The following is a 24,899-nucleotide window of genomic DNA, read 5'->3' as shown; positions in this document are numbered from 1 at the left end:
CAGCGCCTAGCAGATTGTTGCGTTGCACCCAAGTGTCCGGCAGCGCGTTATACAACAAACACGAGAGGAAGCGGAATGAGCGTCGCCTTCCGTCGCGAAAGCGACGAGGAACATCTGGAGCCCAAGTTCGAACGGCCGATCGCGCCCGGGCCGAATCTGGTCACGCCGCGTGGGCTGGCGCTGATCGGGGCCAAGGTGAACGAACTCGAAGCGGCATTGGCCGATGCGGCGGCGGTCGATCGCGACGCGGTGCTGCGCGAGTTGCGCTATTGGCATACGCGCCAGACCACCGCTGAAGTCGTACCCGCGCCGCCTGCTGGCGTGATCGGTATCGGCAGTCGCGTGACGTACCACCTGGCCGGTGCCGACCGCACGGTCGAAATCGTCGGTGGCGACGAGGCCGATCCGGCGGAGGGCCGCATCGGCTTCCAGGCACCGCTGGCGCGCGCGCTGATCGGCGCGGAGGTGGGAGAGCGGGTCGATTTTGCCGGTAAGGCCGAGGCGGTCGAAATTATCGGGGTGGCGTGAGCCGGGCTTTCCCGGCACGCTCGCAGGTGGGCAGCGAATCACGGCTAGAAGCGTTGGCAGAGTGGATTTCCGAAAAGATTCGACCAAGGACCGCGACCGATGACTCGTAACCGCAAGCTCGGCCCAATGGGCAATCCCTGGCTCGGTATCGGGATGGACGCCTGGACCTTGGGGCTGGAGGCCTCGGCCGTGATCGGGCTGCGCACCTGGCAGCGGGTGATGGCGGGTCCCAACGGCAACGCCGCCAGCGATGCCGAGGCGCATCGCATGATCGATGAGAAGATGACGGCGGCGCTGCAACTGCAAATGGCGATGATGACGGGCCGCTTGGGCACTACACCTGCGACGGCGACCAAGAAGATCATCCGGCACTATTCTCGCACGGTGCGCGCAAACCGGAAGCGCCTGGCGGGCTAACGCTTCGGGCAGGTCTGGCCGCGCGCGGTTACCGGGCCAGCGTAATCCGCGCGATCAGACCGCCGCCGTCGCGGTTCTCCAAAGTGATGTCGCCGCCCGCCTCGCGCACGATCGCGCGGGCAAGTGCGAGGCCCAGCCCGATGCCGCCGGTTTCCTTGTTGCGGGAGGTTTCCAGCCGGGTGAACGCTTCGAACACGTCGCCCAGCCGATCGGCGGGGATGCCCGGGCCACGATCGCACACCGCGATCACCACTTCGTGCGGGGTCGCGGTGAGCGTGACCTCGGCCGACTTGCCATATTTCAGCGCATTCTCGATCAGGTTGCGCAGCGCGCGCCGCATGGGCGAGGGGCGCAGCCGCACTTGCAGGCGATCGGCCTCTTCGAAGCCGACCGAATGGCCAAGATCGCGAAAATCTTCGACCACGGCATCGACCAATGCCGCCAGATCGACCTCGGTCGGCGGTTCGCTCGGGCGACCCAGCCTGGCGAGCGACAGAATGTCGTCGAGCGTGCGGTTCATCTCGGCGATGGTATCGGCCATTTTCGCGCGATCGGTGTCGTCCTCGACCGATTCGATCCGCACGCGCAGCGCCGCCAACGGGGTACGTAGATCGTGCCCGATCGCCCCGAGCATGCGATCTTTTTCCTCCAGCATGGCAGTCACGCGCAGCCGCAATGCGTTGAACGCCACGATCACGTCGCGCACGTCCTGCGGACCGCTCTCGACGATCGGTTCGGTCGCGGTACTAGGGTGGAAGTCGCGTGCGGCGGTGGCCAGGCGGCGTAGCGGGCGCGATATGCGGCGTCCCGCCCAGAGCAACGGCACCAGCACTACGCCGTAGAGAATCGCCGTCTGTGCGAACAGCCGCCACAGGATCGTCGAATCGCTGCGCGTCCAGCCGATGTTGAGCGCAATCCACTGCCCGTCGGGCCGCTGGACCGCGACGACGAGCTCCGCCCCCGCACGGAGCAGGCGTTCGATGCGGGACTGGCTGACATAGCGCAGACGCGGATCGTTCGGCGAGATCGGCAACACTTGCGTTTCGATCCGGTTTACCTTGACGCCAGCGTCAGTGAGCGCGGCGCGCAACGCTTGTTCGATATCGCCCAGCCGCTCCGCCCCGGCCGGGATCGGGGAGGCCGCCAGCACGCGGGTGCGGCTCCACGATCCGCCGCCGCCGATCTTCTTGCCCGCCGCAATGCGTTCGTCGGCATCGACGATGCGGGTGACGGCGGGCCCGGTTGCCTGATCGAGCCGTGCCTGACGCCGTTCCTGCAGCAATAAGCCGAAATTGATCGCCTGCGCGACGAACAGCGCCACCGCGATCAGCAGCGCCATCTGGCCGGAGAGATTGCGCGGGAGGAGCTTCAAGGGCGCGCCGTCGTCACAGCCGGGTCACTTCGGCGGCCAGCGTATAGCCGCCGCCCCATACGGTCTTGATCAGTTCGGGAGCCTTGGGATCGGCCTCGATCTTGCGGCGCAGGCGGCTGACCTGGTTGTCGATCGCGCGGTCGAATGCGGCCGCCTCGCGCCCTTGCGTGAGATCGAGCAACTGGTCGCGAGTCAGCACCTGACGCGGGCGCGTGACCAGCGCGTGCAGCAAATTATATTCGCCGGTCGACAACGGCACCGACACGCCGTCGCGATCGACCAGAGTACGCTCGCCCGATTTCAGCACCCATCCGGCAAAGGCGAAGGATCCGGTCTCGGGCGCGTGTTGGCGCACGCCGCCCGCGGCGGCACGGCGCAGGATAACCTTGACGCGCGCCGCCAGTTCACGTGGCGAAAACGGCTTCACCACATAATCGTCCGCGCCCATTTCGAGTCCGACGATGCGGTCGGTTTCCTCGGTGCGGGCGGTGAGGAGGATGACGGGGATTTCGCCGCTCTCGCGAATATGGCGCGTGAGCGACAGGCCGTCCTCACCGGGCATCATGATATCGAGAATGACGAGGTCGATCGCGTAGGCTGTCATCCGCGCGCGCGCGCCCTCGGCGTCGCCTGCTTGCGTCACGCGAAAGCCCTGCCGCGTCAGGAACTGCGCGAGCGGCTCGCGGATCGAGCGTTCGTCGTCAACCAGCAACAGATGCGGCGTTTCCCCCATGGTGTCGGTGTTTAGCATGACGCGATCCACTTGGAAAAGGTGCCGGGCGAGCGGGGGGCATGCTCGCCCGGCGGCCGGGCCTGGGGATTATTGGCCCGGATTGGGGGAAGGGGTTGGCGCGGGCGCGATCGCATCCGCAGGGTCGCTGCGGCGCTGCATCACCGCCTTGCGCGCGCGGTCGGTCCAGGCGGCCAATTCGTCCCTGGTGATCTGGCCATCGCCATTGGCGTCGATGCGCGCGAAACGCTTGTCGCTTGCGCAAGATATTCGGCGCGCGAGATCTTGCCGTCGCCATCGGTATCGGCGCGCGCCAGCAATCGCGCCGCCGGACCCGTCTGCTCGTCGGCCGAGAGGAAGCCGTCCTTATTGGTATCCATCGCGTCGAACCGCGCATTCGCTTGCGCCGTGCTTCGGCCTTGGAGATCATGCCATCGCCATTGGTGTCCGCCTGCGTCATGCCACCGCCCTGTGCAACGGCCGCAGCGGTCGCAAGCGCGGCAACTGCGGCTGCAGTAAGAATGCGGGTGAACCTCATCGGCTGGTCTCCTGATGCTGCCTTGGCGATGGCGTGTCGGTTGCGCGGTTATGCCGTGGCATCTGTCGCGCCACTATCCCGGGGATGGGGGCAAAGTGTCGCAAAATGTCGCAAGGCGTGGCAACCACGCCCGGCGGTCACGCGAAGATGGCGACGCTTTGCATCCCCTGGGCAATGGGGGTGCCGTCGGCATTCCACAGCATCATCGTCTGGCTCGATCCGCCATTGACCGCGTGGGCCGATTCGGCCGCGAGCAACCACCAGCCATCGCGGGTGGCGGGGGCGGGCGTCAGCAGGTTGACGATCCACGTCAGGGAACTGAGCGGCGCGGGCTGCTTGCCGAGCAGTTTGAACGCGGCGGGCGGTAGCGCGTCGGCCAGCGCCAGCACCTCGACCATCGGGTCGATCCCCGACGCATCGCGCAACCGCGCCCAGCGCAGCCATTCGGCTTCGCCCGGCGCCTGATCCTTCAGGTCGAGGAAGTTGAAATTGCCGGTGAAAAAGCCGTCGGGGCCCGTGTAGAGCGTGGCGTCTGGAGCAGGCGGGGTGACCGCACGCTGCAATCCACCGCTGAGCGCAATGCGCGAGGGCTGTTCGGCCATGAAGACGAAGATTGCGCGATAGCCGAGCCCCGCTTCGGACACGATATCGGCCTGGATGAAGGCGGCGGTGCGGCCGCGGCGCAATTTGGTCGCGATGACCGTGACCGCGCCCGCCAGCGGCCCGATGAAGGAGACTTGCGCCGACCGCAGCGGTGGCAGATCGGGTTCGATACCTTGCGCGGCGTGTAGCGCCAGCGCGCTCGACAGGCCGCCATAAGCGGTGCGCCCTTGCAGCCAGTCGGAGGGAATTTCGGTGCGGAAGCCGCCTTCGACCGGCTGCGCGGTGGAGAGAATCTGGTGGATCGGGGTCACAGCGCGTGCTCCGCCAAGCGATCGCGCAACTCGCGTTTGAGCACCTTGCCGATCGCGCTGCGCGGGAGTTCGGCAATCGCGTGGAGTGCCGCCAGACGCTGGGTCTTGCCAAGTTGCGCATTGGTCCAGTCGAGGATCTCGGCGATGTTGGCGTCGACCCCGGTGTGCGGCACGTAAAAGCCGACCGGGCTTTCCCCCCATTTCTCACTCGGCACGCCGATGACGCTGCAATCGGCGACGGCAGGGTGGCGGGCAAGCACCGCCTCAAGATCGGTTGGATAGATGTTGAAGCCGCCCGAGATAATCAGGTCCTTCTTGCGGTCGAGCAGGGTCAGGAAGCCGTCGGCATCGAAGCGCCCGACATCGCCGTGGCGGATAAAGCGGTTGCCATCGGCATCGAACCATTCCGCAGCGGCGGTGGCGTCCTTGCGGCCGTGATAGGCGGTCATCATCGCCGGGCTGCGGCCGACCACCTCACCCATTTCGCCCTGCGGCACCTCGCGACCGTCATCGTCGATCAGGCGGATGTCGTGGCCCTCGACCGGGCGGCCGACGGTGTGGAGCTTGTCGGGAAAGGCGTTGGCGATCAGCAGGCAGGTGCCGCCGCCCTCGGTCATGCCGTAATATTCGACCAGCAGCCCCGGCCAGCGCGCGACGACATCGGCCTTCAGTGCCGGCGGGAACGGGGCGGAGGTGCAGGTCTTGAAGCGGAAGCTCGACAGATCGAAGCGATCGAAATCGGGCAGTGCCATGATCCGCTGATATTGCACCGGCACCAGCATGGTGTGCGTGGCGCGGTGGCGTTCGGCGAGCGTCAGATAGCCGCGCGCGTCGAACTTCTTCAGCAACACCACAGTGCCGCCCCAGCCGAGCGTGGGCAGCACGCTGACCAAAGTGGTGTTGGAATATAGCGGCGTCGCGATCATCGTCACCGCGTCGGCGAACCCGGCGGCCTCGTTGCGGTTGATATGTGCCCAGCGCATCGCGTGGCTTTGTACGATCCCCTTGGGGACGCCGGTGGTGCCCGACGAGTAGATGATGTTGAAGCCATCCTCGGGCGCGATCGTGACCGGTGTCGGCCGCGCGCGACCGGGGCGAGCCACGATCCCAGCGATTTCAGATGGACGAGCTTGCCGGGAATATGGTGTCCGCCCAATGCGCTTGCCGCCTCGGCGTCGACGAAGGTGATGGGGGCCGCGCAATCGGCGATCATCGCAACGATGCTATCGGGCGTCCCCGATGGCGCGAGCGGGGTCGCCACGCACCCGGCCCGGAGCGCGCCGAGGAAGATCGCGACATAATCGATGCTGGCGGCGGCGACGATCGCGACGGCGTCGCCCTGCCGCACGCCATCACGCTGAAGCGCGGCGGCGACGCGGTCGACCAGCGCGTCGAGACTGGCATAATCCAGCTCGCCGTCGGCTTCGGCCAGGGCGACCTTGTCCCCCTGCTCCGCGGCGTGCGCACGGATCAGGTCGGGCAAGGTCGCAAAGTCACTCGCGAGCATTTCGGCAGCGGTCATCATGTCCCTTCTCAGCAAATCCCGATCTTCGATTCGCTAGAACAAGAGAGAGGGAAACACCATACGCGATGTTCGAACGATCGATCCTCCCCGGAACGGGGAGGGGGGGCTTCGTCAGTCGGGTGGTGGAGGGGGCTCCACGGGAGTTCCGCCCGCGGCACGCCCCCTCCACCACTCGCTCAATGCTCATGGTCCCCCTCTCCCCGACGCGGGGAGGAGTCGTTACCCCAGTACCTTTGCCGTCTGCCCAAACAGGATCTTCTTCGCCTCCTCGGTCATCGGCTTGTTGTCGCTGATCGCGACCCCCTTGGCATAAGCGGCGATCGTGTGCGGGCGTGCGGCGATCGCCTCGAACCAGCGCTTCACGTTCGGGAAATCGCCGAGATTTTGGCCCTGGCGTTCATACGGCACGATCCAGGGGTAGCAGGCCATGTCGGCGATCGAATATTCGCCGGTGATGAAATCCCGGTCGGCCAGGCGGCGATCGAGAACGCCGTATAAGCGATTGGTTTCCTTGACATAACGATCGATCGCATAAGGAATTTTTTCAGGGGCATAGCCGCTGAAGTGATGGTTCTGCCCGAGCATCGGCCCCAATCCACCCATCTGCCACATCAGCCACTGAATCGTCTCGGTGCGGCTGCGCAAGTCCGCGCCGATGAACGCGCCATATTTGTCGGCCAGATAGAGCAGGATCGCCCCCGATTCGAAGATCGCGATCGGCTCGCCACCATCGGCGGGGTCGTGATCGATGATTGCGGGCATACGGTTGTTGGGCGCGATCTTCAGGAAATCCGGCTGGAATTGGTCGCCTGCGCCGATGTTGACCGGAATGATGCGATACTCGACCCCGGCCTCCTCCAGAAATAGCGTGATTTTGTGGCCGTTCGGCGTGGGCCAGTAATGCAGGTCGATCATGCGCCAAGCTCCTCTTGCGTCACGCGGGAGATGGGGAGCCGCTACGCGTCCGCAACTGCGCCGGGCAACAATGCCGGTGCCGATTGCGGCCTGAAGCGTCGCGGCCCGGTGCCGCCTTACCGAACGGGCGATCGCTGCAACGCGCCCAATAACGCTTTTCACGACGCCCATTCTGTGGCATCGCTTCGCCATACCCAATCTTCAGATTTTATCAGCAAGGACAGGTTTTATGGCGACTGCGCCCGAACTCGACGCTCCAGCGACCGCGCTTGACGAGTTCCGCCAGACGGCCCGCGCCTGGCTTGCCGCCAACTTCCCGCCTGCGCTCAAGGGCAAGGACAATGCCCTGTCCGCGCTCGAAGGCCCAACCGAACTGTCCGCAGATGAAATCGCCTGGAAGGCCGCAATGGGCGAAAAGGGCTGGGGTGTTCCCGGCTGGCCCAAGGCTTATGGCGGCGGTGGGCTCGACAAGGCCGAAATCCGCGTCCTGCAGGAGGAAATGGCGCGGATTGGCGCGTGGAACCCGATTGGCGGCATGGGCGTGATGATGTTCGGCCCGACGCTGCTCGAATATGGCAGCGAGGCGCAGAAGCACGAACATATCCCGGCTATCGCCAAGGGTGAGGTGCGCTGGTGCCAGGGCTATTCCGAGCCCAATGCCGGGTCGGACCTCGCCAATGTGCAGACCTTCGCCGAGGACGCGGGCGACCATTATATCGTCAACGGGCAAAAGACCTGGACGTCGGGCGGGCAGTGGGCCGACAAATGCTTCGCGCTGGTGCGCACCGACAAATCGCAAAAGCACGGCGGCATCAGCTTCCTGCTGCTCGACATGACTTCGCCCGGCGTCGAGGTGAAGCCGATTCGCATGATTTCGGGCCAGTCGCCGTTTTGCGAAACCTTCTTCACCAATGTGAAGGTGCCCAAGGAAAATCTCGTGGGGCGCGAGGGGCAGGGCTGGGAGATCGGCACGCGGCTGCTCCAGCATGAGCGTAACAGCCTGTCGGGCGGCGGCGGTGCCTCGCGGCTGTTCGCGGGCAAGGCGATGGGGGCGCTGGCCAAGGAATATCGCGGCGCGGATGAGCAGGGCCGCGTGCCCGACAGCGATTTGCGCATGCGCATCGTGCGGCATGAGATGGACAGCCGCGCCTTCGCGCTGACGCTGCGCCGTGCCGCGCTGGAAGCCAAGTCGAACCAGGGGCCGTCGGCGGCGACCTCGATCATGAAGAATGTCGGCGCGCGCATCACGCAGGAACGCGCGGAGCTGTCGATCGAGATCATGGGCATGGCCGGGCTGGGCTGGGAGGGCGAGGGCTTCAGTGAGGACGAACTGACCCAGACGCGCACCTGGCTGTGGGGCAAGGCGGTGTCGATCTATGGCGGGTCGACCGAGATCCAGAACAACGTGATTTCGAAGCGCATCCTCGGGATGCTCGATCACCAGTAATTCCAGATAGGCTGCCGCAACTGCGGCGGGCCGGAGAGGGGCGGGGTGAAGGACGGCAGAAGCCATCCTCCCCCGTTTCACCCATCACAAAACGGGGACCGCGAGATGGCCGTACTCAACGACGAACAAACGATGCTCCGCGACATGGTGCGCGAGTGGTCCGACAATGAATCGCCCGTGACCGCCTTCCGCAAGATGCGCGCGGCCGCACCGAGCGCGGGTTATGATGCGGCGGCGTGGCAAGCGCTGTCCGAAATGGGGGTGGCCGGTATCGTCATTCCCGAGGCTTTTGGCGGGACTGCCTTTGGCTATCTGTCGCTTGGCCTCGTGCTGGAACAGCTTGGTCGCAATCTGGCGGCGTCGCCACTGGCAGCGACGTCGGCGGCGGCGAGCGCAATCGTCTTGGGCGAATCCGAGACGGCGAAGGCCGAATGGTTGCCGCGCATTGCCAGCGGCGCGGTGGTCGCCACGCTCGCGGTCGATGAGGGGCCGGTGCATGATCCGGCCAAGGTCGCGACCAAGGTGGTCGACGGAAGGCTGAGCGGGACCAAGGCGTTCGTCGCCGAAGGCGATAGCGCGGGCGTCTTTGTCGTTGCCGCCGATGATGGGCTGTATCTTGTCTCCGGCGATGTCGGCGTGACCCGCTCTCCACGCCATATGACGGATTCGCGCAGCCACGCGCAGATCACCTTCGCCGACGCGCCCGCCGAACGGCTCGGCGATACCGCGCTCACCGCGCGCGTGGTCGATCGCGCGACTGCGGCGGTGTGCGCCGAAATGCTGGGCCTGGCTGTGCAGGCCTTCAACACCACCAACGATTATTTGAAGACGCGCGTGCAATTCGGGCAGGTGCTCTCGACCTTCCAGGCGCTGCAGCACCGCATGGCAAAGATGTTTACCGAGCTCGAATTGATGCGGTCGGCAGTCGAAGGGGCGTTGGAGGCGATCGATGCGGGGCGGTCGGATGTCGACCAGGCGGTCAGCCTGGCCAAGGCGGTGGCGGGCGATACGCTCCACCTCGTCAGCCGGGAGATGATTCAACTGCACGGCGGCATCGGCATGACCGATGAGCATGATGCAGGCTTCTACATCAAGCGCGCGCGTATCTTGGAGACGATGTGGGGCAATGCCGCTTTTCACCGGGAGCGCTTTGCCCGGTTGAACGGATACTGATCGGGATCCGCTCCCCTTTCGCAATTGCACCATGAGCGACCCATTTTCGAAGCTGCGTTCTGGCCGTTTCGGTCGTGTCATTTTTGTCGCAAGTCCGTAAAACTCCTATACGTTGCCGGTCATTTGCGACGTATCCGCGCTTGACGCGGCCCCCGTTCTCGGGTAAATTCGATGATAGGGTACGGAACCGATTAGTGTTCTGGTCCTTCGGGGAGAGAGATATGACGAACGCCTTGTTGTCTGCATGTGCCATGTCCGCGCTTGCGCTTGGGATTGCCATGCCAGCATCGGCGCAGACCGCGCCTGCAACCGGGGTGCCGTCGTCGTCGCCGGAAGCCGCCAAGCTCCGGCGGCGGCCGATACGGCGGACGAACCCACCCGCGACATCATCGTGACGGCGACGCGCCGCAATTCGCTGCTGTCGGACGTGCCGCTGGCGGTGTCGGCGGTTTCGTCGGCGTCGCTGTCCAATTCAGGCGCGAACGACATCCGCCAGCTTAACCAGCTCGCACCATCCTTGCTCGTGTCTTCGACCGGATCGGAAGCGAACGGTTCTGCGCGCATCCGCGGCATCGGCACGGTGGGCGACAATCCCGGCCTGGAAAGCTCGGTCGCGACTTTCATCGACGGCGTCTATCGCAGCCGCACCGGGGCTGGCCTCAACGATCTCGGTGAAATCGACCGGATCGAAGTGCTGCGCGGTCCGCAGGGAACGCTGTTCGGGCGCAATGCCAGCGCGGGCTTGCTCAACATCATCACCAAGGCTCCGAGCTTTACCTTTGGGGCCAATGGCGAGCTGACCTATGGCAATTACAATGCGGTACGCGCCTCGGGCAGCATCACGGGCCCGATCACCGAAACGATCGCCGCGCGGCTCGATGGCGTGTATTCGAAGCGCGACGGCTTCTACACCGATGCGGTGACGGGCCAGCGGCTCAACAATCGCGATCGCTATTTCGTACGCGGGCAGTTGCTCTATCAACCCACCGCAGACCTGTCGGTGCGTTTGATCGGGGATTATACGCACCGCGTCGAATCCTGCTGCGCCGCCGTCTATGTTTCGACGGTGGAAACCTATGATCCGACGCCGGGTGCGGCGGGGACCAACCCCGAACATGATTATGCCAGCCGGACCAACCGCATCACCGACGTGATGACCAGCATGGGCGCGGTGTTTCCGGGCGGCGTTTATCCGGCGAACATGACGCCCTATAACCGCCTGACCTCCGATACGCCGGGCCGCAGCTTCCGTGGCAAGACCACCGATGGCGGCATCTCCGGCGAAATCAACTGGAAGATCGGTGATGTCGCGTTGACGTCGATCACCGCCTATCGCGAGTATAAGGCAGAGGCCCCCGGCGACGTCGATTACAGCAACATCGATTTGCTGTATCGCGCTGCGGACGGCAATTCCTTCCGCCAGTTCAAGACGTTTTCGCAAGAGCTTCGACTGCAGGGATCGCTGTTCAAGGATCGGCTCGACTGGCTCGTTGGCGGCTATTTCTCCAATGAAGATCTAACGGTTCGCGACAACCTCAAATTCGGCTCGCAATATGGGGCGTTTGCCGCGTGCCGTCTGGTCGCGACGATCAACGCCGCTGCAGTTCTGCGTAACCCCAGCGCACCGGGCTGTCTCAGCCCGACCGGTATCGCCACGTTGACCGGGGCGTTCGGGGCGGCTGCACCGATCTTCATCAACGGGCTCAACACGCTCAGCACGGTCAACAATGTCGGCGACAACAACGCCAATTACTATCAGCGCAGCCGCAACTTCGCCTTTTTCACGCACAATATCGTGCACATCACCCCGACGCTCGATCTGACGTTGGGCCTGCGCTACACGCATGAAGAGAAGACGTTCCGCGCCGATTTCAACAACACCAACACCGTCTGCCCGGCCCAGCAGGCGTTCTTCGCCCCGTTCCTGACCGGAGGTGCGGCAGCGTTGCCGGCCTCGCTGCAATCGCTGGCAGCGGGCGTTGTCAATTTGACGTGCCAAGGCAATTCCAGTTCGGCGCTCAATGCCTTGAAGCTCAGCGACAAGCGCAAGGAAGGCGAGTTCACGGGCACGGCGGTGCTGTCGTGGAAGCCGACTACGGGCGTGCTGACCTATGCCAGCTATTCGCGCGGCTATAAGGCGGGCGGCTTCAACCTCGACCGTTCGGCGCTGGGCCAGCCGATCTTCTCGCCGACCGATCCGCGCCAGTTTGGCGGGCGCGGCGCTGGCTTTGGTACGGCGAACCTCCAGTTCGATGCCGAGAAGGTAAACGCCTATGAAGTCGGCGTGAAATATACCAGCCGCCGCTTCAACCTGAACGTCGCGGCGTTCCAGCAGGACTTTAAGGACTTCCAGCTCAACACCTTCAACGGTTCGGTGTTCCTGGTGCAGAATATCGACTCCTGCTCGACCGATCTGGCGGGCGCGGACCGCGATGCATCGGCGTCGACCGGGGCGTGCGATCCCAACAATGTCCGGCCCGGCGTGCGGACGCGCGGTGTGGAAGTCGAGGCGGCGATCTACCCGACCCGCAACGTGGCGTTCACCGCCGGCTATACGCTGGCCGATACCAAGTTCCGCAACAATTTGGTCGGGCGCAATACCGGGGCACCCTTGGACCCAGCGTTGTTCCTGTTGCCGGGGCAGGCCTTGTCCAACGCGCCGCGCAATGTCGTGACCAGCAGCATCGCCTGGACGCCGCGTTTGGGCAGTTCGGGCCTGTCGGGGTTGATCTATGTCGATCAGCGTACCACCAGCGATTATAACACCGGCTCCGACCTGTTCCCGGAAAAGAAGCAGGACGGCTTCACCACGGTCAATGCCCGCGTCGGCATCCGTGGCCCCAAGGAGCAGTGGGCGATCGAACTGTGGGCGCAGAATTTGACCAATACGCAATATGAGCAGGTCGCGTTCAGCACGCCCTTCCAGGGATCGAACAGCGTCGCCAACGTCCAGGCCTTTGGCGGCACGGCGAACCAGACAATTTCGGCATTTCTGGCCGAGCCGCGCACCTACGGCGTGACGCTGCGCGGCAAGTTCTGAACGACAGCGGTCGGGGGGCAAGGGCCCGTCATCCTGCGGGGTGGCGGGCCCTTTGCCGTTTGGCCGCGTGTGGCGTATCGCTAGGCCGATGCCCAAACCGATAAAGCGCACGCCCGGCCTGCCGACCCGCGAGCAGATCCTCGATTTCATCTCCGCCTCGCCGACCCCGGCGGGCAAGCGCGAGATTGCGCGCGCCTTCGGGCTGACCGCGCAGGACAAGATCCTGCTGAAGGCGCTGCTGAAGGACATGGCCGATGAGGGGTTGATCGACAGCGCCCCCGGCCGCGCCTTCCACAAACTTGGCGGCTTGCCCAAGGTGACGGTGCTGCGCATTGCCGATGTCGACGATAGCGGCACCGCCTGGGCCGTGCCCGAACGCTGGGAGGCCGAAACGCCCGCGCCAAAGCTGCGCGTGCGCGAGCGCAAGCAAGGCGCGCTGGGTGTGGGCGACCGCATCCTTGCGCGCACCGAGGAAGCGGGCAAGGGCTGGATCGCGCACCCGATGAAGACGCTGCCCAAGGGCGAGGAACTCGTGCTCGGCGTGCTGCGGCAGGAGGGCGCGACGCTGTGGCTGCAGGGGGTGGAGAAGAAGGAACGCCGCGAATTCCAGGTGTCCGATGCGGGCGCAGCGCAGGTCGGCGATCTGGTGCTGGCCGAAAAAGCCGGGCGCCCGCCGCGCATCACCGTGCGCGTGACGCAAGTGTTGGGCGACCCGTTCGCGCCGCGCAGCTTCTCGCTGATCGCGATCCACAAGCTGGGGATTCCCGACGTGTTCTCGGCGGAGACGCTGGAGGAAGCGGTGCGTGTGGCGGCGTTGCCTTTGGGGGACAAACGCGAAGACCTCCGCCATCTGCCGATCGTCGCGATCGATCCGGCCGATGCGCGCGACCATGACGATGCGGTGTGGGCCGCACCCGATGACGACCCATCCAATGACGGCGGGTGGAAGGCGATCGTCGCGATCGCCGACGTGTCGTTCTACGTCCGCCCCGGATCGAGCCTCGACCGCGAGGCGCGGCGGCGCGGCAACAGCGTCTATTTCCCCGATCGGGTGGTGCCGATGCTGCCCGAAAGCCTGTCGGCGGAGATGTGCTCGCTGAAGGAAGGCGTCGATCGCGCGGCGCTGGTCTGCCATTTGCAGGTGAGCAAAGGCGGCGCGCTGAAATCGTGGCGCTTCACCCGTGCGGTGGTGCGGATCGCGGCGAACCTCGCTTATGAGGATGCGCAGGCGATGGTGGATGCGGCAATGCTCCCCTCCCGCTGTGGGGCTGCTGGAAGGCGCTGTCCAAGGCCCGCGCCGCGCGCGCGCCGCTCGATCTGGACTTGCCCGAACGCCGCGTCGTGCTCGACGAGAAGGGCCGCATCCTGTCGGTCGCCCCGCGCGAGCGGCTCGATGCGCATAAGTTGATCGAGGATTATATGATCGCCGCCAACGTCGCCGCAGCCAAGGCGCTGGAGGCGAAGAAGGCGCCGGTCATGTACCGCGTCCACGAACAGCCGAGCCGCGAGAAACTGGTTGCGCTGAAGGACTATCTCAAAACCTATGGCATCGAGTTCGCGCTCGGCCAGGTGGTGCGGCCGAAGACCTTCAACCAGATCCTCGACAAAGTGATCGACAGCGACGCGCGCCCGCAGATCATGGAGCAAGTGCTGCGCACCCAGACCCAGGCTTATTATGCGTCGGCCAATATGGGGCATTTCGGGCTGGCGCTGGGCAGTTACGGCCACTTCACCTCGCCGATCCGGCGCTATGCCGATCTGATCGTGCATCGCTCGCTGGTCGCCGCGTATGAGCTCGGCCCCGGCGGCCTGACCGAAGGCGAAGCCGCGACGATGGAGCGGATCGGCGAGAGCATCTCGATGCTCGAACGCCGCGCGATGGAGGCCGAGCGCGACACGATCGACCGCTATGTCGCGGCTTTCCTGAGTGAAAAGGTCGGCGAAGTGCTGGAGACGCGCATCACCGGCGTGACCAATTTCGGCTTCTTCGCGACGGTCGAGGGGATTGGCGGCGACGGGTTGATGCCGGTGCGCGATCTGGGCGGCGAGTATTTCCGCTTCGACGAAGCGAGCCGCACGCTGGTCGGCGAACATAGCGGCACGGTCTTCGCCAGCGGCCAGAAACTGCCGCTGCGGCTGGCCGAGGCCAACCCGGTGTCGGGCGCTTTGCGCTTCGAGATGGTCGAGGGACGCGGCGCCGCCCCCGAGCGCGAAACGCGCGGCAAGGGGCCAGCGCGCGTGATCAAGCGGCGCGGGCGACCGGCGAACATCCGGCATCAGGGGAAGAAGCGGTAGGGTGTTGAGGGTGCGTGATATTGTTGCGGGCTCGGGGCGGAAGGTTAGGGGAAAGTTAGGGGTAACTTCCACTTCGATCGCTGCGCTTCCCGGTGTGCGGGGAAGGGGGACGGCTGGTTCTGTCAAAGAGCGGTGGCAGGATAGCGGAGGGGGCGTTTTGTAGGACAGGGTTTGGGGGATACTTACCCATTCTCTTGTGGCTCCTGCTCAGTTAACCAATCGGATGCCAATTTTCTTAGAGGGTGAGCTATATCGGATTTTCCTAAAGTGAACGTTGCTCGCACTAAAATAACACAATATTGCAAATAATCATCTATCAGAGTATTTATACATATATGTTGACTAATGTAATTTATCATGTAAATTCATTTTTTATGTAAATTAATGCAATATTTTAATTCGCAATGGTGGTGAAAAATGTCTTGGACATTTAAGCAGATTGAAGAATTTGTTGCTAGCCAAACCGGAGAAGAGCCTCAAAGAGCTGAGGTTGAGGGGCCGGCTGTTTTGGGGCCGTATACAGTTTGGAGGGTTTGGACGTATGACGGATCCGTATATAATGCACATTATGTTGTAGGGCATGAGTTATTGAAAGAGTTGCAACTTTTTCAAAATTTTCAGCCGTTCGCGAATTGGCTTATGAAAGCTTTCAATGCAACGGAAATTCATACCAGAGGTTTAGATTGGCTTAGAAGTATTGTTGCTTCAACAATTACTTTAACTCTTTTAATATTAGTTGTTTGGGCGGTCATTCATGACAAGGCATCTGGTGTAGATTTTAGATGGCTCGTTGGAGCTTTGGCCGTTACTGCGCTAGGCTATCTGCTTGGAGGGTGGACGCGCAAATCAAGATTATAAATGAGAATTTCATATTATATGCCGTAATTATATTCAATTAAATTGTATTTTCGATATAAAATTATTATTTTCAATGCATTTAGACGTTATTTATTTGTATAAAATTGCATCTAGTACGTAATCTTGTTCTTGTGGTGTAGATGGATTTGGCTTTCCAGAAGCGATCCGGCTTAATATCCAGCTTCCGCACATAGTTGCTCAGGCCGTAAATCGCTTGCCTCGCCCAAAGAACATGCCTCCCGCCCAAATCACCCCTTGAAGTTGCCCCAAGGTCAACCGGCATAAGGGCGGCATGGATGATTCGTTTGCCATTGATGAAGTGGTCCGCCGCACCGGCCTGACCGCGCGGGCGCTGCGTTTTTATGAGGCGCGTGGGCTGGTGTCGCCGCTGCGTACCCAGTCGGGCCGCCGCTGGTTCGGGCCGGCTGAGCTGGAGCGGGTGCATCGAATCGTCGCGCTCAAAAAGGCCGGGTTGACCCTGGGCGACATCAAGCGGTTGTTCGACCGCAAACCGATCGACCTGGCCGCCTTGCTGAGCGCGCAACGCGAGCGGCTGGCCGTTCAGGCGCAGGAGATTGGCGACGCCATCACCCTGATCGATTCCGCATTGTCCCGCATCAACCGAGGCGAGCCGCTCGATGCCGCGACACTTTGCTCGCTGATCCGCGATGGAGATACAGTCATGAACGATCAGGCAAAAGCGTGGAAGGACGTGATCGACCGCTATTACACGCCCGAAGAACAGGCCGAGTGGCACGCGCACATGGGGGCGGCTCCGCAAGTCTCGACCCCCGATTATCTGGCGCAGTGGCGGGCGCTGAGCGACCGGATCGAGGCGGCCTTGCCGCTCGACCCGGCCAGCGATGCGGCGCTGGCGTTCGTGCGCGAGTGGTTCACCTTGCTCGAACCGTTCAGCCGCGTTGCCACCCCGGCGATGTGGGAAGGCTCGGCGCGGCTCTATGCCGATATGGGCGCGTGGGAGGGCAAGGCCGACGCCGGGTTCAGCAAGCGGGTGTGGGACTTCATCAACCAGGCGGCCGCCGTCGCGCGCGCGGCGGGCAAGGATATCGGGCCGGTTCCCGCTTTTGTGCAGGCGCGGGGGTAAACCTTCCTCCGTTCGGGCTTAGCGTGTCGAAGCTCCCTCTCACCGCAGGCGTGGCATTTGGGGAGAGGGGCCCTTCGACGGGCTCAGGGCGAACGGTGAGGGGAGTGGAGCGCCTTCACCCGCAGCGGAAGGTCAGCCCCGCTTTCGCCTGCAGCCGATCCGCCAGCACTTGCCCCATGAGCGCGCCGGGCGTCCAGATGCCACCGTCTCCCGCCACATCCTCGACCAGGCAGCGCGCGGTTTCGGCGATCATCTTGCTGGTCGAGCCGTAGCCCGGATCCTTGTCGCCGGTGACGACGCAATCGATGCGTTCGCCCTTCGCACCCTCGCCGATGAACAGCAGGTCGTAGAAACCGGCGTCGCGCTCTTCCTTGGAGGGGCCTTCGCCGGGCTTGGGGCCGTGCGCGCTGGCGAGCGGGTTTATCCGCGCGATCGCTTCGGCAGCCGCCTTGCCCATCTCGCCAAGCCGGGCGCGACCATCATCTCGTCATAGACGAAGTCCGCCCCGAAGCGTTCGCCCAGCAGGAAGTTGGTGCGGTGGACGTTCTTGGTGTTGATCGGTGCCATGATGAAGGGCGCGACCCACGCCTCGATCGTGCGGTCATATTCGGGGATCAGCCCGGTTGGCTGATGCGGGCCGGTAAAGCCCGGTGTGAGCGCGAACGGGTTGGTGAGCAGGCCGAGGATCGAGGGGTTCTTGGCGGCGGCGGCGAGCGTTGCCTTCAGGCTGGCGGCGGTGCCGCCGGAAAAGCGCCCTGCATTTTGCGCACACGGCCCTTCACGCGCGTCACGGGCGCGCCGAACTTGGCGCGGGCGGCCTCCTGCAGCGTCAGCACGCCGAGATCGAACGGGATCGAATCGAAGCCGCAGGAAAAGACGATGCGCGCGCCGCTGCGCTGCGCGGTGGCGTGGTGCGCGTCGATCATGTGGCGCATCCAGGCGGGCTCGCCGCAGAGGTCGACATAAGCGGTGCCGGTTTCGGCGCAGGCGGCGACGAGATCGCTGCCATAGAGCTGGTACGGGCCGACCGTGGTGAGCACGACCTGGGTGCGTTCGCACAGCGCGCGCAGGCTGGCGGGATTTTCGGAATCGGCGGTGAGGAGCGGCGTGTCGGCGGGCGCGCCGATCAGATCGCGCACTTCGGCCAGCTTGGCGGCGGAGCGCCCGGCCATCGCCCAGCGCGGCGCACCGCTGTGCGCGAGATATTCGGCGACCAGACGGCCGGTAAAGCCCGTCGCCCCGAAAACGATGATGTCGAAATCGCGCATGTTTCTCCCCTCCCGCTTGGCGGGAGCGGTCGGGCAGGGGCCGGTCGCTCCGTGCGGTTTGGCTGGATCATGCCCTCCCCCAGCCCCTCCCGCAAGCGGAAGGGGAAGCGCACGGTTCAGGCGGCTTCGCTGAATTGCAGGCTGGCGAGGCGGGCGTAGAGGCCGTTTTGTTCGACCAGCGTGCCGTGTGAGCCTTGTTCGACGATGCGGCCGTCGCTCATCACGATGATGCGTTCCGCCGCGCGGACGGTGGCGAGGCGGTGGGCGATGACGAGCGTGGTGCGCTCCGCCATCAGCCGTTCGAGCGCTTCCTGGACCAGGCGTTCGCTCTCGGCGTCGAGCGCGCTGGTGGCTTCGTCGAGCAGCAGGATCGGGGCGTTGCGCAGCAGCGCGCGCGCGATTGCGACGCGCTGGCGCTGGCCGCCCGATAGGCGCGCGCCGCCTTCGCCGAGGAAAGTGTCGAGCCCCTCGGGCAATTTGCGCAGGAATTCGGCGGCATTGGCGGCCTCGGCTGCGGCCCAGAGTTCGTCGTCGCGCGCGTCCCAGCGGCCATAGCGCAGATTGTCGCGCGCCGAGGCACCGAAGATCACCGTCTCCTGCGGCACCATCGCGATGCGTGCGCGCACTTCGGCGGGGTCGGCGGTGCGCAAATCGACGCCGTCGATCTTCACCGCGCCGGTCGAAGGATCGTAGAAACGCTGGATCAACTGGAACAAAGTGGTCTTGCCCGCCCCCGAGGGGCCGACGATCGCCACCGTCTCGCCCGGCGCGACCGACAGCGAGAAATCGTGCAGCGCGGCCACGTCGGGCCGGGTGGGGTAACGGAATTCGACATGGTCGAATTCGATCGTCCCGCGCGGCGGCTGCGGTAGCGTGATCGGCTTGGCCGGGGCGGCGATTTCGGGTTTCTCGTCGAGCAATTCCGCCAGCCGTTCGGCCGCACCGGAAGCGCGCAGCAAATCGCCATAGACTTCACTCAGCGACCCGAACGCGCCGCTCACCAGCACCGAGGTCGCCAGAAACGCGGTCAGCGATCCGGCCGACAGCCGCCCAGCCGCGACATCGGCGACAGTGCTCCACAACAGCAAGGTGATCGCGCCGAAGATCAGCGTGATGAACAAGGCGGTGAGGAGCGCGCGCAGGAAGATACGGCGCTTGGCGGCGGCGAAGCTGCGCGTCACGGCATCGGCAAAGCGCGCCGCCTCACGCCGTTCCTGCCCGAACGCCTGAACGATCTTCATTGCCGAAAACACCTCGACCGCCATCGCGCCGATGTCGGCGATGCGGTCCTGGCTGGTGCGCGAATGCGTGCGCAGGCGGCGGCCGAGCACGATGATCGGCACCAGCGTCAGCGGAATGCCGATCAGGATCATGCCGGCCAGTTTGGGCGCGAGCACGAACAGCGAAACGATTCCGCCAATCCCGGTGATGACATTGCGCAGCGCGACCGACACGGTGGTGCCGACCGCCATTTCGATCTGGCCGGTATCGGCGGTGAGGCGCGAGGCGATTTCGGACGGGCGGTTCTCCTCGAACCAGCGCGGCGTCAGGTTGAGCAGATTGTTCTGCACCGCAATGCGCACGTCGGCGACGGTGCGTTCGCCCAGCCATGACACGAAATAGAAGCGGATCGCCGTGGCGATCCCCAGCACCAGCACCACCGCGAACAGCAGATAAAAAGTGCGGTCGACATGCGCCATGTCGCTGCCATGCGAGAAGCCGCGATCGATCACCGACTTGAACGTCCAGGGAATATAGATCGTCGTCGCCGAGGTGACGAGCAACGCGCCGAGCGCGATCCCCAATTGCACCGGATAATGGCGGGCATAGCGCCACACCATGGCCAGACTGCTAAGCTTGCGTTGGGCGGGTTCGCTGGGGGAAGCGTTTTGGGGGTCTGCCATAGCCGTTGCGCCTAGCAGGGACCGGGCTTGCCCTCAACGTGGATCCTGACCGCCCGCGAAACGTTCAATTGAAAGCGAGGATTGCCGAATGCGGCGGTGCGGCATAAGCTTTGATGCTAAGATAAGATTTGTCTGCTAGAAAGTCCGGTATGTTGTACAACGCTTATGAAATGCAGAAATCGTTGTTGGCCGGTGCCAGCGCGATGGCCGACTTCAGCGCAGGGGTGCTCAGCAACCCCGCCAACCCCTTTTCCTATTTCGGCGGGGGGCAGATCCTCAGCTCCGCGCTGGAGGTGTTCGCGCATGCCGCGGCTCCACGCGGCAAGCCCGCCTTCGGGCTGGATTTCACCACGATCGACGGCAAGACGGTCGAGATCCACGAAGAGATCGCGCTTCGCAAACCCTTCGGGCAGTTGCTGCATTTCAAGCGCAAGGGCGTCGAGGGCGGCCCCAAGCTGCTGATCGTCGCGCCGATGTCGGGCCATTACGCCACGCTGCTGCGCGGTACGGTCGAGCGGATGCTGCCGGTGGCGGACGTTTACATCACCGATTGGCGCGACGCGAAGCTGGTGCCGCTGTCCGACGGCAAGTTCGACCTCGACGATTATGTCGATTATCTGATCGAATTCTTGGAAACGATCGGCAGCAATGAGGGGCAGGGCGGCACGCATATGCTGGCCGTGTGCCAGCCCTCAGTGCCCTGCTACGCCGCCGCCTGCGTGATGAGCGCCGACAACAACCCGGCGCGCCCCAAGACGCTGACGATGATGGGCGGCCCGATCGACACGCGCGAAGCGCCGACCGCGGTCAACACGCTGGCGACCGAGCGGCCGCACAGCTGGTTCAGCCAGAATGTGATCGCGACGATCCCCGGCACCTATCCGGGCGCGGGGCGGCGCGTCTATCCGGGCTTCCTGCAGCTCGCGGGCTTCATGTCGATGAACCTCGGCAACCACATGATGTCGCATTATGAGATGTTCAAACATCTGGTGCAGGGCGAGGATCTGGAAGCCGAGGCGACCAAGGATTTCTACGAGGAATATCGCTCGGTCTGCGACATGACCGCCGAATTCTACCTGCAGACGATCGACGTGGTGTTCCAGGACCATTCGCTGCCCAAGGGCACGATGACGCACCGCGGCCGCGTGGTCGACCCCGCAGCGATCACCGACATCGCGATCCTGGCGATCGAGGGCGAGCGTGACGATATTTCAGGGTTGGGCCAGACCAAGGCCGCGCTGAAGATCTCGACCAGCCTGCCCGAGGACAAGAAGCGCTATTACATGGCCGAGGGTGCCGGGCATTACGGCATCTTCAATGGCTCCAAATGGCGGACGAAGGTGGCGCCGGTGGTCGAGGAATGGATGAAGACGCACGGGTGAGGGGGGGCGCGGCTTGGGGGGGTGGCGAAGATTAAGGTTCTGTGCTCTGGAGTGCTGATAGCATCGATCACGCCGCCTCGATGAAGAGTTATTGCGTAATTATTTCGATCAGGAAAATTGAACTGTGCTGGCATTTTAAATTTTATTTTCAATTGTATCTCTAAATGGGTTGGTAATATAATCCTGCTTTAAAGTGTGTTGTTCGTTATAATACGAAGCACTGGGGCGGAAATGATAGAGCGGCAGGTCGGCAGCGTTTCGGAATTTTTGGATGCTCTTCAGGCGGATCAAGGCGCTAATCCTGGGACTATTTGGTTTAGAGGGCACGCTGATGCTGCGTGGGAACTCTTGCCGGGCTTTATGCGATCCGCCGCAGATACCTCGGAGACCACGCTCCTAAACCGTTTTCGTCAAAGTGCGGCCATGTTGGCCGATCGTCGTCCCTCGTCATCTTTTGACTGGACGTTCCTAATGCAGCATTATGGGGTTCCAACCAGGCTCCTTGACTGGAGCGAGAGTCCGCTCATTTCGATGTATTTTGCGGTCGCTGACTGGGCCGACAGGCCGTCTACTGATGCAGCGCTTTGGTGCTTATGGCCGACCGCCCTAAACAAACATGCTAATATCGTGGATAAAGTCGAGGGGCAGTACATTCCTTCATTTGAAGATGAGGAATTGCAAGCGTATTCGACTGATAGTCTCAGGCAGAACACGCGGATTGAACTTTTTCCCGTCGCAACAATCGCAACACGGAATAATGCGCGAATTCAGGCGCAAATGGGCACTTTTACTATTCATCACAATAAGAAAGTGCCCATTGAAACCATTGGAGATGGCACGCACGTTGCGAAATATACAATCCCATTTTTGGCAAGAGAGCGGCTCGCAAGAGAGCTTAAGTTGCTTGGAATGACTCGATTTAGTCTGTTCCCCGAGCTCGCAAGTGTGGGTGCGATCCTCAAGGAAATGATGCAATGAGCTATGTTGATACCTCTACATTAAAAAAACAGCACTATCATGCTATTATACTCTGAGAGGTCAGAGATTAATATGAATCCGGAATATCAGCGGATGGGGGGTGTTTGGACGACAGAGAAGCGTCGTTTGCTAATCGACTCTATTCTTAACGACTATGATCTTCCGAAGATTTATTTTCATGCTTTGAGTCCTGAGGCGTTGTCAGAAACTGGGTTTCGCTTTGCCGTCATAGACGGACGCCAGCGCCTCGAAGCGATATGGGGGTTTATGGATGGGGAGTTTACTCTTGCGTCCGATTTTGAATATCAGCGCGACCAGCAACTTAATCTCGGCGGGCTTAGCTATGAGGACATAGCTAAGCGGCATCCAAAAATTCGCGTGAAATTTGACTCCTTCGTATTGCCAGTCGTTACAGTCTCGATTGAAGGAGATGATATAGATCTGATCGAGGATATGTTTTCGCGTTTGAACGAGGCTGTCCCTCTGAATGCTGCTGAGAAGAGAAATGCGATCGGAGGGGATGTTGTTCGCGCAATCGCGGAAGTTTCTCAACACAAGTTTTTCATTAATCGTGTTAAATTTAGGAATAACCGCTACCAGCATCGGGAATCGGCAGCACGTTTCTTGCTCGTTGAAGACAGTTTGAAAAGTACTAACCAGATTGTAGACACGAAAAAAGTGTATCTTGACGGACTTGCGCGTAAATACAGAGAAGGAAGGAGGCTGTATGTCGATTTTTTGAAGTCAGAGGTAAGTTCTGTTCTTGATAGAATGGAGATAGAGTTTACTGATGCTGATGAATTGCTATTGGCTCAAGGTATTCTAGTTGTTTACTATCTTATTTTTCGATCCGCCATTGCTCACGGCGAGGATGCGAAATTAACCCGCCGAAGCCTGCTCGATTTCCGTCAAAAGCTGGCGGATAACCGAGAAGCCGCCGTTAAAAATTATGAGGGAGCATCTTTCGATCTTTTGGAGTTTGATCGCCTCAATCAGCAGGGGACGAATGACGCCTCCAGTATAAAAGAGCGGGTTCGTATATTGAGTGAATTCCTTGGGATCACAATCGCGAAAATTTAACTTGCACTCCGGGCAAGCGCCCATTTCGCCAGCTTATTGTCGCTTGCGTGGGAAATGGTCGGGGAAATAGTGGTGTCGCGGTGTTATCTAGTCCCAAATCTCCTGCCAAAAAAAAGGCGGCACCGGTTTCCCGGCGCCGCCTCTTCTAACCCCGCCGAAGCGCGGCTCGTTTACAGCACCTCAAACAACCCCGCAGCCCCCTGGCCGCCGCCGATGCACATCGTCACTACGACGTACTTCGCGCCACGGCGCTTGCCTTCGATCAGCGCGTGGCCGGTGCCGCGCGCGCCGGTCATGCCGTAAGGGTGGCCGATCGAGATCGCGCCGCCGCTGACGTTGAGCAGGTCGTTGGGGATGCCGAGCTTGTCGCGGCAATACAGCACTTGCACCGCAAACGCTTCGTTCAGCTCCCACAGGCCGATATCGTCCATCTTCAGGTTGAAGCGTTCGAGCAGCTTGGGGATGGCGAAGACCGGGCCGATGCCCATTTCGTCGGGCTCGGTGCCCGCCACGGCCATGCCGACATAGCGGCCGAGCGGTTGCAGCCCGCGCTTCTCGGCGACCTTTTCCTCCATCAGCACCGAGGCGGACGAGCCGTCCGACAGCTGCGAGGCGTTGCCCGCCGTCACGTTCATGCCCGGGCCCATCACCGGCTGCAGCGCCTTCAGGCCCTCCAGCGTGGTCTCGGGGCGGTTGCCTTCATCCTTGGTCAGCGTCACTTCCTTATAGGTGACCTCCTTGGTCTCCTTGTTGGTGATCGCCATGTTGGCGGTGACCGGGATGATCTCGGCATCGTAATAACCGGCGGCCTGTGCGGCGGCGGTGCGCTGCTGCGACTGGAGCGCATATTCATCGCACACGTCGCGGCTGATATTGTAGCGCTTGGCGACGGTCTCGGCGGTGCCGAGCATCGTCATATAGACATCCTTGTGCATCGCGATCAGCTCAGGGTCGGCGGCGACGCGCATTTGCGGGGTCTGGACGAGGCTGATGCTCTCCACGCCGCCGCCGACGGTGATGTCCATATTGTCGGTGATAATCTGCTTGGCGGCGGTGGCGATCGCCATCAGGCCGCTGGCGCACTGGCGATCGACCGACATGCCGGGCACGGTGACGGGAAGCCCCGCGCGCAGCAACGCGTTGCGCGCGATATTGCCACCCTGATGGCCCTGCTGCAGCGCGCAGCCGAAGACGAGGTCGTCGACCTGGCCGCCTTCGATGCCGGCGCGCTCGACCGCAGCGCGGATCGAATGTGCCGCAAGCGTGGGCGCGGGGGTGTTGTTGAAGGCACCGCGGTAAGCGCGGCCAATCGGGGTGCGGGCGGTGGAAACGATGACGGCGGAACGCATGGGGTTTCTTCCTTTTGCTTCTTCCTCCCCTCCCGCTTGCGGGAGGGGCTGGGGGAGGGCGTGGGGAGAGCGTCGGAGGAA

At 62.8% G+C, this 24,899-nt stretch carries 17 protein-coding genes and 4 pseudogenes; 11 read left to right on the top strand and 10 right to left on the bottom strand.

Annotated elements, in window-relative coordinates; translation table 11 throughout:
- Positions 1–75 precede the first annotated feature (75 nt).
- The gene (locus NW75_RS05765; RefSeq protein ID WP_033964266.1) at positions 76–528 is read left to right on the top strand and encodes a GreA/GreB family elongation factor; all 453 of its coding nucleotides are present in this window, start codon (positions 76–78) and stop codon (positions 526–528) included.
- Between the two features lie 99 nt (positions 529–627).
- Positions 628–945 (top strand): hypothetical protein, encoded by a 318-nt coding sequence (locus tag NW75_RS05760; protein ID WP_231564983.1) that lies wholly within the window; start codon positions 628–630, stop codon positions 943–945.
- A 28-nt stretch (positions 946–973) separates the two neighbouring features.
- Here the strand turns inward: NW75_RS05760 and NW75_RS05755 are convergent, their stop codons facing one another.
- The 7 genes and pseudogenes from NW75_RS05755 to NW75_RS05730 form a co-directional block, all read right to left on the bottom strand.
- On the bottom strand, positions 974–2,284 hold the full coding sequence (locus tag NW75_RS05755; protein WP_033964265.1) for a sensor histidine kinase: 1,311 nt from the start codon (positions 2,282–2,284) through the stop codon (positions 974–976).
- 46 nt (positions 2,285–2,330) lie between these two features.
- A complete protein-coding gene (locus NW75_RS05750) occupies positions 2,331–3,050 on the bottom strand; it encodes a response regulator (RefSeq protein WP_033964278.1) in 720 nt (239 codons plus the stop codon).
- 87 nt (positions 3,051–3,137) lie between these two features.
- Positions 3,138–3,284: a hypothetical protein gene (locus tag NW75_RS25990; protein WP_231564985.1), complete on the bottom strand. Its 147-nt coding sequence runs from the start codon at positions 3,282–3,284 to the stop codon at positions 3,138–3,140.
- A 50-nt stretch (positions 3,285–3,334) separates the two neighbouring features.
- Positions 3,335–3,427: pseudogene (locus NW75_RS25985) on the bottom strand (EF-hand domain-containing protein); the annotation flags it as partial.
- A gap of 295 nt (positions 3,428–3,722) precedes the next feature.
- Positions 3,723–4,499, bottom strand: coding sequence for a thioesterase family protein (locus NW75_RS05740; protein WP_033964264.1), 777 nt, complete (start codon positions 4,497–4,499; stop codon positions 3,723–3,725).
- Positions 4,496–6,021: pseudogene (locus NW75_RS05735) on the bottom strand (class I adenylate-forming enzyme family protein). The gene NW75_RS05740 and the pseudogene NW75_RS05735 overlap by 4 nt, the downstream one beginning before the upstream one ends.
- 222 nt (positions 6,022–6,243) lie before the next feature.
- Complete coding sequence (locus NW75_RS05730; RefSeq protein WP_033964263.1) at positions 6,244–6,939, bottom strand: glutathione binding-like protein; 696 nt, start codon at positions 6,937–6,939, stop codon at positions 6,244–6,246.
- Between the two features lie 229 nt (positions 6,940–7,168).
- On the opposite strand from NW75_RS05730, the gene NW75_RS05725 reads away from it, so the two are divergent.
- The 6 genes and pseudogenes from NW75_RS05725 (at position 7,169) to NW75_RS05705 (ending at position 16,857) form a co-directional block, all read left to right on the top strand.
- Positions 7,169–8,386: an acyl-CoA dehydrogenase family protein gene (locus NW75_RS05725; RefSeq protein WP_033964262.1), complete on the top strand. Its 1,218-nt coding sequence runs from the start codon at positions 7,169–7,171 to the stop codon at positions 8,384–8,386.
- Positions 8,387–8,491: 105 nt separating this feature from the next.
- Positions 8,492–9,559 carry an acyl-CoA dehydrogenase family protein gene (locus NW75_RS05720; protein ID WP_033964261.1) on the top strand — a complete coding sequence of 356 codons (1,068 nt, stop codon included), beginning with the start codon at positions 8,492–8,494 and terminating at the stop codon, positions 9,557–9,559.
- A 244-nt stretch (positions 9,560–9,803) separates the two neighbouring features.
- Positions 9,804–12,599, top strand: a complete 2,796-nt coding sequence (locus NW75_RS05715; protein WP_331386008.1) for a TonB-dependent receptor — start codon at positions 9,804–9,806, stop codon at positions 12,597–12,599.
- A gap of 88 nt (positions 12,600–12,687) precedes the next feature.
- A pseudogene (locus NW75_RS05710) lies at positions 12,688–14,894 on the top strand (ribonuclease R family protein).
- Positions 14,895–15,311: 417 nt separating this feature from the next.
- Complete coding sequence (locus tag NW75_RS24305; protein WP_137902530.1) at positions 15,312–15,752, top strand: hypothetical protein; 441 nt, start codon at positions 15,312–15,314, stop codon at positions 15,750–15,752.
- Positions 15,753–16,044: 292 nt separating this feature from the next.
- Positions 16,045–16,857, top strand: a complete 813-nt coding sequence (locus NW75_RS05705; RefSeq protein WP_033964260.1) for a MerR family transcriptional regulator — start codon at positions 16,045–16,047, stop codon at positions 16,855–16,857.
- A gap of 115 nt (positions 16,858–16,972) precedes the next feature.
- On the opposite strand, the pseudogene NW75_RS05700 reads toward NW75_RS05705, so the two are convergent.
- A pseudogene (locus tag NW75_RS05700) lies at positions 16,973–18,125 on the bottom strand (saccharopine dehydrogenase family protein).
- 116 nt (positions 18,126–18,241) lie between these two features.
- Positions 18,242–20,029 carry an ABC transporter transmembrane domain-containing protein gene (locus tag NW75_RS05695; protein ID WP_033964259.1) on the bottom strand — a complete coding sequence of 596 codons (1,788 nt, stop codon included), beginning with the start codon at positions 20,027–20,029 and terminating at the stop codon, positions 18,242–18,244.
- 149 nt (positions 20,030–20,178) lie between these two features.
- Between NW75_RS05695 and NW75_RS05690 the strand changes: the two genes are divergently transcribed.
- From NW75_RS05690 to NW75_RS05680, 3 genes are all read left to right on the top strand, one after another.
- Positions 20,179–21,411 carry a polyhydroxyalkanoate depolymerase gene (locus NW75_RS05690; RefSeq protein ID WP_033964258.1) on the top strand — a complete coding sequence of 411 codons (1,233 nt, stop codon included), beginning with the start codon at positions 20,179–20,181 and terminating at the stop codon, positions 21,409–21,411.
- Positions 21,412–21,642: 231 nt separating this feature from the next.
- Positions 21,643–22,389: an FRG domain-containing protein gene (locus NW75_RS05685; RefSeq protein WP_033964277.1), complete on the top strand. Its 747-nt coding sequence runs from the start codon at positions 21,643–21,645 to the stop codon at positions 22,387–22,389.
- A 72-nt stretch (positions 22,390–22,461) separates the two neighbouring features.
- Positions 22,462–23,469, top strand: a complete 1,008-nt coding sequence (locus NW75_RS05680; protein ID WP_197057723.1) for a DUF262 domain-containing protein — start codon at positions 22,462–22,464, stop codon at positions 23,467–23,469.
- Positions 23,470–23,639: 170 nt separating this feature from the next.
- Here the strand turns inward: NW75_RS05680 and NW75_RS05675 are convergent, their stop codons facing one another.
- Positions 23,640–24,818, bottom strand: coding sequence for an acetyl-CoA C-acyltransferase (locus NW75_RS05675; protein ID WP_033964257.1), 1,179 nt, complete (start codon positions 24,816–24,818; stop codon positions 23,640–23,642).
- Between the last annotated feature and the right edge of the window lie 81 nt (positions 24,819–24,899).

The organism is Sphingomonas sp. Ant H11, from assembly GCF_000797515.1.
Lineage (GTDB): Bacteria > Pseudomonadota > Alphaproteobacteria > Sphingomonadales > Sphingomonadaceae > Sphingomonas.
The sequence above is the reverse complement of the archived record's forward strand: the minus strand, read 5'-3'. Positions and strand labels throughout refer to the sequence as shown.

Coding starts and splice junctions, on each gene's coding strand:
- NW75_RS05765 (WP_033964266.1), top strand. CDS start 76: ATGAGCGTCGCCTTCCGTCGCGAAAGCGACGAGGAACATCTGGAGCCC.
- NW75_RS05760 (WP_231564983.1), top strand. CDS start 628: ATGACTCGTAACCGCAAGCTCGGCCCAATGGGCAATCCCTGGCTCGGT.
- NW75_RS05755 (WP_033964265.1), bottom strand. CDS start 2,284: ATGGCGCTGCTGATCGCGGTGGCGCTGTTCGTCGCGCAGGCGATCAAT.
- NW75_RS05750 (WP_033964278.1), bottom strand. CDS start 3,050: ATGGGGGAAACGCCGCATCTGTTGCTGGTTGACGACGAACGCTCGATC.
- NW75_RS05730 (WP_033964263.1), bottom strand. CDS start 6,939: ATGATCGACCTGCATTACTGGCCCACGCCGAACGGCCACAAAATCACG.
- NW75_RS05725 (WP_033964262.1), top strand. CDS start 7,169: ATGGCGACTGCGCCCGAACTCGACGCTCCAGCGACCGCGCTTGACGAG.
- NW75_RS05720 (WP_033964261.1), top strand. CDS start 8,492: ATGGCCGTACTCAACGACGAACAAACGATGCTCCGCGACATGGTGCGC.
- NW75_RS05715 (WP_331386008.1), top strand. CDS start 9,804: ATGTGCCATGTCCGCGCTTGCGCTTGGGATTGCCATGCCAGCATCGGC.
- NW75_RS24305 (WP_137902530.1), top strand. CDS start 15,312: ATGTCTTGGACATTTAAGCAGATTGAAGAATTTGTTGCTAGCCAAACC.
- NW75_RS05705 (WP_033964260.1), top strand. CDS start 16,045: ATGGATGATTCGTTTGCCATTGATGAAGTGGTCCGCCGCACCGGCCTG.
- NW75_RS05695 (WP_033964259.1), bottom strand. CDS start 20,029: ATGGCAGACCCCCAAAACGCTTCCCCCAGCGAACCCGCCCAACGCAAG.
- NW75_RS05690 (WP_033964258.1), top strand. CDS start 20,179: ATGTTGTACAACGCTTATGAAATGCAGAAATCGTTGTTGGCCGGTGCC.
- NW75_RS05685 (WP_033964277.1), top strand. CDS start 21,643: ATGATAGAGCGGCAGGTCGGCAGCGTTTCGGAATTTTTGGATGCTCTT.
- NW75_RS05680 (WP_197057723.1), top strand. CDS start 22,462: ATGAATCCGGAATATCAGCGGATGGGGGGTGTTTGGACGACAGAGAAG.
- NW75_RS05675 (WP_033964257.1), bottom strand. CDS start 24,818: ATGCGTTCCGCCGTCATCGTTTCCACCGCCCGCACCCCGATTGGCCGC.